Here is a 14,265-nt window from a genome sequence, read left to right as displayed (position 1 = left end):
GACTAATTTATGCTCACATTCTCCGTATTTGCAAATTTGCGATTTTTAAAGGAGAATTCAATTTTTAATTAATAACAAATTACAATAAATTGAAATGTGCACCAAAAGATTATCTGAAGCGTCAATAAAAAAAAACGGGCAGTGCCCGCTCTCATCAAAAATTAAAAAAAATCATTTCGTTGTTATGCTATGCCAAAACTTCATTGCTTCTTCTTGGGGCTTTATCGCACAAAATATCGGCAATGCTTTTTGAGATCAGGTTTCCTTCCGTGAGGTTATCCAGCCAGAAAAACTCTCCTGCCGCATTGATTTCGATAAAATAGTATTCGTCTTCCGGAGAAACAATAATGTCAATTGCGCCATAGTCTACATGATATACGTCCAGAAGCTCCAGCAGTTTTGCTTCAATATCAGAAGGCAGCTCCGTAGGAATCCATTTATCGATAAGGTTGACCCCGTCTTTTCTCCAGTCGATTTTTGCGGCATCCGACTGCTGGGAATCTATTTCAAAAGCAAAAATATCTCTTCCGACAACCGTTACCCGGAGTTCTTTTTTCTTCTCGATTTTTTTCTGAAACTGCATCGGACAATACAAAAGTGTATCCAACTCCTCCAGCTTGTCTTCATTAACAACATTGGTAAACACCACACTCTCCACGCCATCCTCATAGATGGCAAAACCGGTCTGCATTTTTGCCACTACATTCTGATGTTTTATGATAAACTGTTTTGCTTCTTCGGGATTATTGGTAACGCAGGTCTCGGGAATTTTAAGTCCGATTTTATCTGCAATTTTAAGCTGTTCTTCTTTACTGTCGAGCCTTCTGTAAACACTTGGTTTTCCCAGCGAATAAACATCAACAGATTCTAAAAACCCGAACAGGGTATTTCTTATCTCTCCCATTGCCGCTCCGTAGAACTTCTCATCGATTTCCTCTCTCAGGCCCCGTCCCATGTTATAAGCACGCCTGTACCAAACTGCTGAAATATCGTCCAGACGGTATTTTTTATCAGAGGTTTCAAGAATGGTTGTCCATTTTCCATCCTGGAATATGGAAGACAATTTGTTGGTTAATGGATATTCATCTACATTAAAGCGAATTACTTCGCATTCGTTTTTATCGATATATTCGGTTACTTTTTCAATTGAAAAATTATCTCCGGTATGGGTAATTATTAAAATTTTATTCATTGGTTTTCATTCTTTTTATAAGATTATCGGCAATTCTCTGTGCAATAGGAAAATTAAGATCTTTCTGCAGCATTCCCCACTCTCCCTGCGGATTGACCTCTAGAAAATAATATTTTCCGTCTTTTCCGCGGATCATGTCTATGGCGCCGAGGTAAAGTCCCATTTCTTTCATCATTCCTGTGAGACCTGACTTTATATTTTCGGGAAGAGCATAATCTGACCAGAAGTAGTTTCCTTTTGCAATCCTCCAATCGGTATTTTCGCTGTTATTGATTTTACCGGTGAAGAATTCTCCGTCAAGATAAACAATCCTCAGCTCATATTCTTTTTCAATGTAAGGCTGAAAGATCATCGGGCAGTATTCGATATCTGCAATATTTTCAAGAGAATCTTCATCAATAATATGGGTTGAAAGAAAATTTTCTCCGCCCATTGATTTTGAAATGACTCCGTGAAGCTTGGCCACCATTTTTCCGCTGCAATAAGTATAAAAAAATGCAGTAATGGCTTCGGCATCGTTTGAAAAAAGGGTTTCAGGGACAATCAGGCCGTTCTTTTCAGCAATATTCAGCTGTAGCATTTTATTGCCGTCTATTTTGTTTTCAATTTCCAAAGGATTAATCCACGGAACACGTTCCAATGCTGTGAAAAGATTGTAACGCAGGGTGGAATATTCCTGAATAAAGATCTTTTTATATTCTTCATCCAGCTCTTCGGGAGTATCAATTCTCCATGATTTCCTGTGCCAGACGCTTTTTACGTCTTCAGATTTTAATCTGTTTCCTGATTCATCGGTGAGTTCAAAAGAATTCTGGCTGATGCTGATTTTCTGAGCATGGTTAAGCTTATCAGAATTCAGCCTGAAATACGGAATATTTTTCGAGGTAAGGTATTCAAAAAAGAGATCAATATTGTAAAAATCCCGTGAATGTGTAATGCAAAGAATCATTTGCCTGTTTTTTATTAAAAAAGGAAACTTAGAGTGTAAGTTTCCTTTTGATATGATTTTGTTAATGTGTTATATATCAACAATTCCATTTATACAGTTGGAACATCATCGTCACCGTCTGATGGATATTTCATAGTATGAGCCATATCATAAATAGGCTTTGTTACGGTATCTGCAGTTTTAGACGTTGTAATAGGTCCGTCCTGCGTTGCAATCGTAACGTCAGTTCCTCCTTTGATTTTTTCAGGATCCTGAAGTTGTTTTTCAAGGAATGATGCAAAGAAAGGCTTCTTTTTTGAATTTTTGTTTTTCATAATAATTAATTTAGAGTTTTAATTTAATGGTCGTTTAGTCTTAAAGTGCAGTTGCATCTTCGTCACCGTCTGACGGATATTTCAGGGTAACATGATCACCTCCCGGTTTTGTAACGTTATCAACAGTTACTGATGTAACACTGTCTTTCAGTGCTCCGGTTATACTATCCTGCAATGCAGATGTAATTGTTCCTGAACCCCCTTTTACTGTTTCAGGGTCCTGGATTTGCTTTTCTAAGAATGAAGCAAAGAACGGTTTTTTTGTTTTTTTATCTTCCATGATGTTAATATTTAATGATTTAGAATGGTCTAAAAGTATTAAAAAAAAATCACCCAAAGAAGAATAAAATATTTTTTAAGAAAATTTTAACAATTAATAATTAATAACGAAATTATTTTAATTAATATGTAAAAATTCCTTAACAAAATTAGCAAAATCAACAGGATTTTCTGCCTGAACCCAATGTCCTGCATTTTTTATGATTACAAAATCTGCTTTTGGAAACTGCTGCCTGATCACAAAGTGGTCCTGAGGAAGAATATAATTTGATTTAGCTCCGGCAATGAATAAAGCCGGCCCGTCAAAAACACCGAATTTAATGGCATTGGATACAAATTCATTATATTTTTCGGATAAAGTTTTGAGGTTAAATCTCCAGTTCAGATTTTTATGATCGTCCCAGTACAAATTTTTTGTCAGGAACTGAATGGTAGATTTTTCAGGAATATATTGACTGAGCACTGCTTCTACGTCATTTCTTGAGGAAACCGTATTAAAATCAACCGTTTCCAATGCTTTAATAATTCCCTGATGGTGTGGCGGATATGCTTTTGGTGAGATATCAACTACAATGAGGCTTTCCACTTTTTCCGGGAATTTTATCGCAAATTGCATCACTGCTTTTCCACCCAGTGAATGTCCCAAGATATGGGCTTTAGTAATTCTATAATATTCTATATATCTTAGAATATCTTCTGCCAGATCATCATGAGACATGTTTTCCGAATGGAAGCTTCTTCCGTGATTACGAAGATCAATAAGATGTACCGGAAGGAATTCTCCCATATCTTTGCCGAAAGAGCCCCAGTTATCAAGCATTCCGAACAAACCGTGAAATACTAAAAGCGGTGTTTGCGAAAGGTTTTCACCGAATATTTTTGAATTTAAAATTTCCATATTTTTGTTATTCTACCATTTTGCAAGTCTCTTCAGATAAGCCTGAACCGTATTTTCCAATCCCATGTACAATGCTTCAGAAATTAAAGCATGACCGATAGAAACTTCCAGTAAATTAGGAATATTATCTGCAAAATATTTGAGATTATCAAGGCTCAAATCATGCCCTGCATTAAGTCCAAGTCCGAAATCTGCGGCTACCACTGCCGTATCGTAATAGGGCTTTATAGCCAGTTCTTTATTAGCGGTGTAATTTTTCGCATATGCTTCTGTGTACAACTCGATTCTGTCTGTTCCTGTTTTTGCGGCATATTCTACCAGCTCCGGATTAGGATCTAAAAAAATTGAAGTACGAATTCCGGCATTCTTGAACTCCGCAATAATCCCCGTAAGAAAATCAAGATGCTTTTTGGTATCCCATCCTGCATTTGACGTAATAGCATCATCAGCATCAGGAACCAGAGTTACCTGTTCCGGTTTTACTTCTAAGACCATATCGATAAAAGGTCTGTGCGGATTTCCTTCGATATTGAATTCCGTTGTTACAAGCGGTTTAAGATCATAAACATCTTTTCTGGTAATATGTCTTTCGTCCGGTCTCGGATGAATGGTAATTCCCTGCCCTCCATATTCCTGAATCTTTACTGCAGCTTCCGTTACACTGGGTGTTTCACCACCTCTGGCATTTCTTATGGTTGCAATTTTATTAATGTTTACACTAAGTTTTGTCATTTCTACTGATAAGTTTTTGAAGTACAGTTCTGAAGATAAAGGCAATTCGCAACAATTCAATAAAGACACAACATGCTTAGAATAATACCTTCAGACCTGTGATAGTTTTAAAGATACAAAGCTATTGATAAAATCCAGATTTCAGAAACGAAAAGACCAAATTCTATCACAGAAAAAAGTACAATGAAGTATTAAAATAAGTTCTGATTTAAAAGATTAAACTTTTACCTGCATTACCTCCAGATCAAATTCTTTTGAAGCAACCAATAAATGATCAAAGATGTCCGACTGTATTTCCTCAAACCGCACCCACTCGGTATCGTTGGTAAACGCATAAATTTCAAGAGGAAGCCCCTGCGGTGTGCTGTTCAGCTGACGGACCATGATAGGACCCTCTTTATCGAGCTCCGGAATACGTTCTATATATTTTTGGGCATAATACCTGAAAACACCAATATTGGTAAGCTGCCTGCCGTTCACGATCTCTTCTTTATGCGCCATGTTTTCTTTTTCTTTTTTCAGCTCAATTGATCTCTGCTCGAGATAATCAGAAATAAGATTAATGCTTTTCAGGCGCTCAATATCTTCTTCCGAAAGGAATTTAAATGAATTGATGTTGAAAAAAATAGATTTCTTGATTCTTCGGGCATTGGTCTCGGAAATCACCTGCATGTTTTTGATTTCTGTAGTGAGAAGATCATACGTAGGAATTGTGGAAAAGGTCCTGTCGAAATTATTGATTTTTGTTGTCAGAAGGTTGATTTCAGCAATATTTCCTTCAATATTATACTTCGGAATACTTACCCAGTCTCCCACTTTGAGGTTTTTAGAAGTTGCCACGTGAAGTCCGGTAACAAATCCCAGAATCGTATCACGGAATACAAGAACAAGAACAGCCGTAATTGCTCCCAGACTGCCGACAATAGTTGTTCCTTTAATCCCGAAAATTACGCAGATCCCAACAACCGAGAAGAGAAAGATTCCCAAAATTTTCACCGTCTCCGAAATAGCATTCAGGGCCATGATTTTGTAAAAATCCTGTTTAATGACGAAATAGTTTCTGAAAGCAGTCAGTCCCCGATACAGCATTCCGGCAAAGATCATTACAAGTCCTAAATTAACACATCTTATAATAAATGTAGTTGTTTTGGTTAAAGCACCTGCGAATATAGATTCATGAATACTTCCTATAATTAAAAGCGCAATTAAATGAGCAATTGAATTGGTAATTCTTGATTCATAAATTGAATTTATAGCAGGATATTTTTCTTTATTTCTGAAGATACTGAAAACGCTGTTGATTATAAGCTTAAAAATAAAGTCAATAACCAGAAAAATCGCGATCAATAAAAGAATCTTTACAATAATATGAAATACGAATTCCAGGCCGGACGGTGCAATGCGGCTGATGTATCGGTAAAGAGGCTCACTTAATCCCTGTATGAGATCCTTTGTTTCTTCTAATTGGTCGTTCATTACAGCAAATTTAGGAAATAAGTAATTTTTATACAGAATATCTTTCAGCAATTTTTATCCCAAAACTAATTAAGTTATTCTTTTAAATAGAAATTTTTCAGAATTTTTAAAACGATTAAAATCATTCACAAGCACGATTAACAAATAAAACTTTCATAACAATAAATAATATTACCACAATTTATTTAAAAAAAAACAACATTTTTATGAATTTATATTTAATAATTATTTAAATTTGATATAAACTAAATAAAATCAAAAAAACCATATACATATGAGAAAACACTACTTTTTTATTTTATTGTGTGTATTCACACTTTTAACGAACTGCTCCGGAGGAGACGATGCACCGGTAATTACGGAAAATACGAATACGGCCGTTAAAACCGGGAAGCTTACCGGGAAGGTAATGTCAAAAAACGGAACCAAACCTATTGGAGGAGCTTCTGTTTTTACCTTTGACGACAAGTATAAAATCTATTACACGACTTCTGATTCAGAAGGTAATTTCCTACTTGATGCTCCGGCCGGAAACCGCACAATCTACATCCAGACCGGTAACGGGACCAATTTCCGTACAGAAATTTCCGCAGTAGTTAAAGACAATGAAACAACTGCTCTTGATGCAAATCAGACAAAACTTAACCAAATTGCAAAAATCGCTTATGTAAAAGGAACTTATGATAAGATAGAGGATATTATCCAGATTCTAGGCTATACTGCAACCGAAATCACGAATAATGACCTGGCGAATATGACTACAATTTCGCAGTACGATATTATATTCCTCAATTGCGGCTCCAGAAGCAGCACGACAAATCCCGCACTTTACACGGCAATTGATGCCAACTTAGCTATTTTTGTGGCCAACGGAGGAAGTATCTATGCTTCAGACTGGGATGTTGCCTATTTAGTGGGCGGAACCACCAATACCAATAACTGTGGATTGCCGGGAGGATTTGTACCTGATTCAAAATTATGCTCCAAGAATATCGGAAACTCCGGAAATATCGGCGCTACGGTAAACAATGCCGGACTAACATCTGCTTTAGGATTCAATACGCTTAATTTAGATTATGATTTAGGAGCATGGCAAAAAATAATCAACTATGATCCTGCTTACTGGGAAGTACTTGTGAAGGAAACTTCATCAAATGATGCGTTGATGATCAGAACCAACCATTTTGCAGCAACAGGTATTCCGGTTACTCCAATAGGAAATGCTGCAAACACAACTTTTGTAACAGTTTGTGTTACCCTTCCGGGAAATATTCAGATCAGTCTTTCTGTTCCTCAGGCAGCCGTTCCTTTCCTTGTTGCATTAGGCGCAACAGTGGGACCTTGCTCAGGAGCTTCCAACAGCGGCTATATTTATTATACCACTTTCCACAACCACGCTTCCGGAAATATTGGTAATGCAGGTGTTATTCTACAATATGTAATTTTAAACCTTTAATAAAAACTTCACCTTAAACATGGAAGTGGCTTTTTTGAAGCCACTTTTTTTTATATCTTTTCATTAAATTAAAAAAAATGGATACAGCCTTAATTGATATTCTCTGCCTTATTCTTCTGTTTTTAGGAATTTTAGGAACTTTTTTACCAGTTTTACCGGGTCTGTTATTGAGCATCTGCGGACTTCTGATCTATAAATTCGGAACCGATTCGGATCTCAGCATGATATATATCTGGGCATTTATAATCCTTACCATTGCTTCAGTGGTACTTAATTATGTTATTCCGGCAAAGACCAATCAGAAATACGGCGGAACACGCTGGGGAAGTATTGGTTCGGTAATCGGCACCATCGTAGGAATATTTTTACCCATTCCTTTAGGATTTTTAGTAGGGATGTTTGCAGGTGTTTTTATAGGAGAACTTCTTCATGACAGTAAAGATATTAGCAAAGCTTTAAAATCAACCAAAGGAGCTTTTATAGGGTTTATTTACGGCACCGGATTCAGCTTCGTGGTGGGTGTGGCAATGTTTTTGGTGGTAGTATTAAATATGCTTTCCATTATTTAAAACAAGAAAAATGTTGTATAAAGCCATTATATTAAGCACAGGACTATTGTTAGTTAACTGCAAAACACAAAAAGGAACACAGGTTCCGCAAAAAGATCAAGTGAAAAATTCCGGGAATCTCACAAAAAACAGCAATGAAGGATCCGTCATCTACTTCAATGAAGGAGAAAACAGATTTCTTGATGAATATCAGATGAATGTAACATTCAAAGGTATTTCTGAAGACAGCTGCTGCCCGAAAGATGTTAACTGCATTTGGGCCGGCGTTGCCGTAGCCGAATTGGAGGTAATGGGAACTGCAACAAGACCTATGACTTTATCCCTTGCAAGCCTGGATAATAAAGGAAGAAATTACCATCAATCCGCAGATTTCAACGGATATACCATCACGCTAACAGAAGTAAATCCGTATCCCGGATCAGCAGAAGGCACAAAAAACCTTAAAGGAAAATATAGAATCGGTATTATGATCAAAAAATCCGATAACACCGCTACCATGAAATAGGCTTCTTTCCCTTAGAACTCAGATATTCATTAATTTTCGAAAAAGGTTTGCTTCCGAAAAATCCTCTGTGAACAGAAAATGGCGACGGGTGTGCAGACTTTAAAATAAAATGTTTGGCCGGATCAATAAGTTCGGCTTTTTTCTGTGCAAAAGCACCCCATAAGACAAAAACTACATTTTGTTTCTTATCCGAAATTTCTTTGATAATAAAATCCGTAAACTTTTCCCAGCCAAGATCCTTATGAGAGTTCGGAGCATGAGCACGTACGGTTAACGTTGCATTTAACAGCAAAACACCCTGTTTTCCCCAGTCATCCAATTCTTTTGAAGTTCTTTCCACACCGATATCATTTTTAAGCTCTATAAAAATATTCTTCAGGGAGGGTGGCGCGGCAACCTGCTCGGAAACGGAAAAACAAAGACCATTCGCCTGATAATCATTATGATATGGATCCTGCCCAATAATTACAACCTCAACTTCATCGAAAGGGGTAATTTCCAATGCCCTGAAAATCTGTTTTTTAGGTGGAAAAACTTTTGTTGTTGCATATTCCTGCTTTACTTTCTCCCAAAGATTGGTAAAATATTCGGTTTTTTTTATCGGGGCTAATATTTCTGTCCAGGTCATATTGTAATAATTTATCAGATGTTTTTATTGATAGGCTTTTAAACCTCAACTGCTCTGTAAGATCAAAAGTATTGCCATGAATTTAAAAATTTTTATAAAAATTATCATGGAACCTTTTTCTCGATCAGTGGTTATAATTGTCAAATATAAAAATATATCAGGATATCCAAAAATGAGCTCTGGGCAGCATTTATAAAGTAATCATTCATTGTCACACCAACAAGATAATTTCAGTGACTTTGATCAGTATTTATGCTGTAAAAATTTATATGATTTATTTTTTTTGATACGTTTAAGCAAATAATCGGCTGAAAAATCACAATTAGCGTTCAGTCTTTAACAAATTTTAACTTACATATTAATTTTGTTAGAAATTAAATAATTACAATCACAGTACAGATTTATATCATATTCAAAAATTATCATAAAATTAACATAAATTCTACCTTTATATCACAAAACAAAAGAATATTACATAACATAATTAATAAATATTTGTCGATATGAAAACTTTAAGAATTTTCTTGAATGCTACAGCGCTATGCGGAACATTATTTTTTTATCAAAATGTAGAAGCTCAAAAAATAAATCAAAAGACAACAGTAATTGCCGTTAACGGAACTTCTCCTTTACACGACTGGGAAATGAATTCTTCAGCAGCTTACTTTACAGGAACCGTAAATGGAAACAGCATATCCAACGCCACTTTTACCATGCCGGTAAAAAACCTGAAAAGCAAAAAAGGAAGCACCATGGATAATAAAGCTTATGAAGCATTGAAATCTTCACAATATCCTACCATCAGCTTTACAGCTGCCTCTATCAATTTCGGCAAAAGCAATGTAAGCGGAAAACTGACGATCGCAGGAGTTTCCAGAAATGTTTCTTTTCCCGTAAGCGTTGCTAAAAATGAAAACACTTACACCATTTATGGAACCGAAACCGTAAAACTTTCAGATTTCGGAATGAGCAGACCCGGATTCATGGGTATAAAAACAGGAGATGAAGTCACCATCAAAGTAAGCATTACAGCACAGTAAGAAATCAGCATTAAAACCATGATTAATCAATATTAAAAAAATAAAACGTTATGAAAACCATTTACATAAAAACAGCACTCTTAGGAACTATTTTACTTGCTAATGCCGCACAGGCTCAACAGTTTCCTTTAGATAATCTTAAACCAAGAGACCAGAGAGGGATCAATATTTTTGAAAATCCTAAAGATTCTGTAACAACCTTTGAGAAACTTAAAGTAAGAATCGGCGGAGCGTTTGCCCTACAATTCCAAGGTCTGAAACATGAAAGCGGGGCAGATCAATCCGTTCCGGCAACCCAACTGTACGACATCGGAAATAATTTTAACCTTGCTACAGCCAACCTTGATATTGATGTGGCTTTATATGACGGTATCAATTTACATTTAAGAACATTTTTAAGTTCCCGCCACCACAACGAAACCTACGTAAAAGGAGGCTACATTCAGATTGATAAGCTTGATTTTATCAAAAAAGATTTTTTGAGTGACTTTATGAAATATTCAACCATAAAATTCGGTCATGATGAAATTAATTACGGGGATGTGCACTTCAGAAGAAGCGATAATGCCTACACCACCCAAAACCCATTTGTGGGAAATTACCTGATGGACGCTTATGCAACAATGGTTTTTGCTGAATATTACTACCGCAGAGACGGATTCATCGGAATGGGAGGTATTACCAACGGAAGACTCAACCAGAATGCCAACGGAGGAACAAGCCCCTCTTTATATGCTAAAATAGGCTACGACAAACAGCTGAACAGCGACCTGAGAGTACGTCTTACAGGATCCGTTTACAACACCGCCAATACCCAAAGGCTGGATTTCTATGACGGAGACAGAGCGGGATCAAGATACTATTATGTGATGGAAAATGCCGCGGCCACCTCTTCTGCCAATTTCAGATCAGGACAGGTAGTACCGGATTTTAAAAACAAAGTGACTTCCATTATGATCAACCCGTTTGTAAGATATAAAGGTCTGGAATTCTTCGGAACTTTTGAAAACGCTTCAGGCAGAAATACAACAGAAATCGACCGCAGAACATGGAACCAGTATGCCGCGGAACTTATTTACCGATTCGGAAATAATGATAATCTGTACTTCGGGGGAAGATACAACCTGGTAAAAGGTGAACTGGCGACAGGAAACAAGGTAGATGTAACCCGTTACAACATTGGCGGAGGCTGGTTTATGACCAAAAACATCCTTACCAAAGTTGAATATGTCAATCAGAAATACGACGGCTATCCAACATCAAGCATCCTGTATGACGGCAAATTCAACGGATTTGTTCTGGAAGCTGCCATTTCTTTCTAAATGCCAATCACAGAAAAAGCTATCCCAAGTTTTTTCAAAACACTACCTGAATTATGAAACCTTTTTTAGCAGCAATTCCGTTTATAGCCGGAATATTTATGAATGCCCAGGAAAACTACATTCAGATCAACGGAAGCACCAATATTAATACTTTCAAATGCACCAACACTACATTCAGAACGCCCGGGGGCAATTTCATGATTAGTGAAAAAAGCCTTCCAAACATTGCACTGAAAGTAGACGATTTCGATTGCCACAACAAAATAATGACTTCTGATTTTCAGAAAACTCTTTTAGCGGAAGATCATCCATACCTTCATATAAAGTTTATTTCTTTAGACAGGAATAAAGCAGTATACAATGCACAGATAGAAGTAAAGATGATAAACAGAAGTAAAATATACAATATCACATTGTGCCTCGAAAACGGAAAACTTACCGGCAGAAGAAGTGTTAAATTCAGTGATTTTAACATATCACCTCCAAAGAGAATGGGTGGAATGATTGTAGTAAAGGATGATCTTAATCTTGTTTTTGCCCTTGCTGCCAACACACAATAAACAACACCATTTATTTTAGATTACAAGAAATGTTTAGAGATTGATAAAGTCTGCAGTATTCAGTTACTGCAGGCTTTTGGAATTGTAACCATCATTTTTCAGACTAAAAACCAGATTATCGGGAAACCCCTCATCTATTCTTTCCTCTTCCAATACAAAATTATGTTTTAAAAGAAGTTTTTTTGAATTATCATTATAACGGTGAGTCATTGCCACAATTTCTTTCAAAAACAAATTGTTAAAAGCGAAATTTATAACAGCTTTTAATGCCTCCGACATGATTCCTTTGTTGTGAAAATCAGGCAATAATTCATACCCCACTTCTGCAACCGTCCGGTCTTCAGAAAAATTCCAGAGACAGATTGTCCCTATAAGATTTAGTTGATCTTTTAAAGAAATCCCCCAGTAAAATGTCTGATTACTTTTAGTTCTTTCTTTAATCGTGAGAATAAACTGCAGCGCATCGTAATTATTTTTCGGAGAGACTCTCTGTACATATTGATTGATAATTTCGTTGCTGCGAATTTTCAGAATATCATTGACATAGCTTTCGTTGATTTCTTTCAACAATAATCGTTCTGTTTCAATCATACTTGTTATAATTTGTCATTTGATGATTTATCTTCTATAGAATGATCTCTTCAAATCATAAAGTTCTTTCAGAAATAAATTTTCATCCACTTTCCAGTCGATACCTGAAGTATCGTTAAGTGAAATTCGCTATTATTTTCTGTTTATAATTTTCTAATTCATAAAGATTTAATTCAATCACAAATATATAAGAATTACCGAAACCAATACACTGAATAGATTTATGTTCTAATTTTTTAAAAAAATTTTAAAATTAGAATCTTTATCTTAAAATATAAATCTATAGTCAGTTTAAAAAAAGAATTCAGACATAGGTAGAGTATTATAAAAACGAAGAATGAAATTAAATTTAAACAAAAATGAGTCCGATCTTGTATCTATCGGACTCAATAACCATCAAAATTAAAGGTAAGCTTGTCTAAACTTTTAGGCGCACTCTATAAAAATAGCTTCTCTTATTACCTAGACTTACACTGTCTTTTAATTAGGGGCAGTTAGCAGGCTTAGGATCAACTGTAAATGTAGAAGCTGATGAGGTACACCCATTAACTGTGGCTGTTATGGTATAGGTTCCCGTAGGCGCTCCTATCCATTTATTATTATTAGCATATCCTATTATTGGCTGATTAGGAGTTATGGTATATTTTGCGTTTGAGTCAAAATTGCTGATTTCATATGCACCATATCCTTGAGAGGCCGGATCACAGGTTGGCTGTTTTAATAAAGTCATAACTGGAGCAGGCGGAGGAGTTGGCTGTGGATTAACGGTAAAAGACGTTGATGCCGAGGAAGTGCAACCATTTACCGTTGCCGTTACAGTATACGCTCCTTCAGGAACTACCAACATTCCTGGTCCAAGAGGTGATGTTTGATTTGGACTGAATTGAGGTCCCGAAGGTGTAAAAGTATAACTAGCGTTTGAATTGTAATTGCTTATTTGATAAATGCCATATTTTGAACTACAGGTAGATTGTGAGTGAAATTTAATTGCAGGCGTTGGTGTAGGTGTTCCTGTAATAGTAAAAGATGCTTTGAAATTGCTTCCGGTATTATCCAGTTTCCGGGTTAAATCACAAGCAGTTGTTGAAGTTTCACTTCCAGTGTATTCAAGAAATAATTCAAGAGTATAATCTCCGGGGCATTGTTTGGTTAGATCAATGTTGTAATCTAATTTGTTCCATTTTTGGTCATGACCGGAACAAGCTCCTCCTGTGGGAAATGAACTTCCTGAGCAAGCTTCTTTAAAAGGCAAAGCTTCTTGTAAAAAAGCACCTGGAGTATCTCCGGTTTTATAAATCCTGTAATTAATGGTACCTCCACAGAAATTAGTTCCTGCCTGTTCGTAGTTTTGAAGCTCTAAACCGATAATTTTTAAGGTTTGACTATTTGCAGCAAAGCTTCCTAAATTAGCTCCATTAAACTGAGTTGTAGAAATTGCAGTGCCTTCGTAAGAGTACCATTTATTAGTACCGTTTGCATTAAACTGAATAGCTGCTTCAAATATTCCAATTTTTTGAGCACTGGTAGTTATTGAAAAACTACAAAAAACTACTGCTACGAGTAATTTTTTTACTAATGTAAATTTTTTTATCATTTGTGAATTTAATTTCAATTGCAAATATAATAACACTTAAATAATTCTTGAATATTCATTTTTAAACATATTCCTATAATATTTATAATTAAAATTGTTTCAAAGATGTTATTTCAAAAATATGTTCGATTTAGCTTATAAATAAATTCATATAAGTACA

Annotated in this window: 16 protein-coding genes; 6 read left to right on the top strand and 10 right to left on the bottom strand. The window is 35.9% G+C overall.

Going from position 1 to position 14,265, the window contains the following annotated elements:
• Positions 1 to 187: 187 nt before the first annotated feature.
• From M0D58_RS16495 to M0D58_RS16465, 7 genes are all read right to left on the bottom strand, one after another.
• A complete protein-coding gene (locus M0D58_RS16495; protein ID WP_248391736.1) occupies positions 188 to 1,192 on the bottom strand; it encodes an MvdD family ATP-grasp ribosomal peptide maturase in 1,005 nt (334 codons plus the stop codon).
• Positions 1,185 to 2,141: an MvdC/MvdD family ATP grasp protein gene (locus M0D58_RS16490; RefSeq protein WP_248391734.1), complete on the bottom strand. Its 957-nt coding sequence runs from the start codon at positions 2,139 to 2,141 to the stop codon at positions 1,185 to 1,187. Before M0D58_RS16490 ends, M0D58_RS16495 begins: the two co-directional genes overlap by 8 nt.
• 89 nt (positions 2,142 to 2,230) lie before the next feature.
• Positions 2,231 to 2,455, bottom strand: coding sequence for a microviridin/marinostatin family tricyclic proteinase inhibitor (locus tag M0D58_RS16485; RefSeq protein ID WP_248391732.1), 225 nt, complete (start codon positions 2,453 to 2,455; stop codon positions 2,231 to 2,233).
• A 40-nt stretch (positions 2,456 to 2,495) separates the two neighbouring features.
• Positions 2,496 to 2,735 (bottom strand): microviridin/marinostatin family tricyclic proteinase inhibitor, encoded by a 240-nt coding sequence (locus M0D58_RS16480; RefSeq protein ID WP_248391730.1) that lies wholly within the window; start codon positions 2,733 to 2,735, stop codon positions 2,496 to 2,498.
• A gap of 117 nt (positions 2,736 to 2,852) precedes the next feature.
• Positions 2,853 to 3,632 carry an alpha/beta fold hydrolase gene (locus M0D58_RS16475; RefSeq protein WP_248391728.1) on the bottom strand — a complete coding sequence of 260 codons (780 nt, stop codon included), beginning with the start codon at positions 3,630 to 3,632 and terminating at the stop codon, positions 2,853 to 2,855.
• Between the two features lie 12 nt (positions 3,633 to 3,644).
• The gene (locus M0D58_RS16470) at positions 3,645 to 4,364 is read right to left on the bottom strand and encodes a pyridoxine 5'-phosphate synthase (RefSeq protein WP_248391726.1); all 720 of its coding nucleotides are present in this window, start codon (positions 4,362 to 4,364) and stop codon (positions 3,645 to 3,647) included.
• Positions 4,365 to 4,580: 216 nt separating this feature from the next.
• The gene (locus tag M0D58_RS16465) at positions 4,581 to 5,840 is read right to left on the bottom strand and encodes a mechanosensitive ion channel family protein (protein WP_248391724.1); all 1,260 of its coding nucleotides are present in this window, start codon (positions 5,838 to 5,840) and stop codon (positions 4,581 to 4,583) included.
• A gap of 274 nt (positions 5,841 to 6,114) precedes the next feature.
• Here M0D58_RS16465 and M0D58_RS16460 point away from each other — a divergent pair, with 274 nt between their 5' ends.
• The 3 genes from M0D58_RS16460 to M0D58_RS16450 all read left to right on the top strand — a co-directional run bounded on the left by M0D58_RS16460 (position 6,115) and on the right by M0D58_RS16450 (position 8,370).
• Entirely contained in the window at positions 6,115 to 7,296 is a 1,182-nt protein-coding gene (locus M0D58_RS16460; protein ID WP_248391722.1) for a type 1 periplasmic-binding domain-containing protein, read from the top strand.
• A gap of 77 nt (positions 7,297 to 7,373) precedes the next feature.
• Complete coding sequence (locus tag M0D58_RS16455) at positions 7,374 to 7,865, top strand: DUF456 domain-containing protein (RefSeq protein WP_248391720.1); 492 nt, start codon at positions 7,374 to 7,376, stop codon at positions 7,863 to 7,865.
• Between the two features lie 10 nt (positions 7,866 to 7,875).
• On the top strand, positions 7,876 to 8,370 hold the full coding sequence (locus M0D58_RS16450) for a hypothetical protein (protein ID WP_248391718.1): 495 nt from the start codon (positions 7,876 to 7,878) through the stop codon (positions 8,368 to 8,370).
• On the opposite strand, the gene M0D58_RS16445 is transcribed toward M0D58_RS16450, so the two are convergent.
• Positions 8,357 to 8,998: a uracil-DNA glycosylase gene (locus tag M0D58_RS16445; protein WP_248391716.1), complete on the bottom strand. Its 642-nt coding sequence runs from the start codon at positions 8,996 to 8,998 to the stop codon at positions 8,357 to 8,359. The genes M0D58_RS16450 and M0D58_RS16445 overlap by 14 nt on opposite strands.
• A gap of 503 nt (positions 8,999 to 9,501) precedes the next feature.
• Between M0D58_RS16445 and M0D58_RS16440 the strand changes: the two genes are divergently transcribed.
• Genes M0D58_RS16440 through M0D58_RS16430 form a run of 3 tightly spaced genes read left to right on the top strand, consistent with a single transcriptional unit; the run spans position 9,502 to position 11,920 of the window.
• A complete protein-coding gene (locus M0D58_RS16440) occupies positions 9,502 to 10,038 on the top strand; it encodes a YceI family protein (protein WP_248391714.1) in 537 nt (178 codons plus the stop codon).
• A 50-nt stretch (positions 10,039 to 10,088) separates the two neighbouring features.
• Positions 10,089 to 11,360 (top strand): hypothetical protein, encoded by a 1,272-nt coding sequence (locus M0D58_RS16435; protein WP_248391712.1) that lies wholly within the window; start codon positions 10,089 to 10,091, stop codon positions 11,358 to 11,360.
• Positions 11,361 to 11,413: 53 nt separating this feature from the next.
• Positions 11,414 to 11,920: a hypothetical protein gene (locus tag M0D58_RS16430; RefSeq protein ID WP_248391710.1), complete on the top strand. Its 507-nt coding sequence runs from the start codon at positions 11,414 to 11,416 to the stop codon at positions 11,918 to 11,920.
• 63 nt (positions 11,921 to 11,983) lie between these two features.
• Here the strand turns inward: M0D58_RS16430 and M0D58_RS16425 are convergent, their stop codons facing one another.
• Positions 11,984 to 12,511 (bottom strand): GNAT family N-acetyltransferase, encoded by a 528-nt coding sequence (locus M0D58_RS16425; RefSeq protein ID WP_248391708.1) that lies wholly within the window; start codon positions 12,509 to 12,511, stop codon positions 11,984 to 11,986.
• A 484-nt stretch (positions 12,512 to 12,995) separates the two neighbouring features.
• Positions 12,996 to 14,105, bottom strand: coding sequence for a hypothetical protein (locus tag M0D58_RS16420; RefSeq protein ID WP_248391706.1), 1,110 nt, complete (start codon positions 14,103 to 14,105; stop codon positions 12,996 to 12,998).
• Positions 14,106 to 14,265: the final 160 nt, after the last annotated feature.

This window comes from Chryseobacterium nepalense (genome assembly GCF_023195755.1).
Classification (GTDB): Bacteria; Bacteroidota; Bacteroidia; order Flavobacteriales; family Weeksellaceae; genus Chryseobacterium; species Chryseobacterium nepalense.
This window is presented reverse-complemented; position numbering and strand designations above follow the sequence as displayed.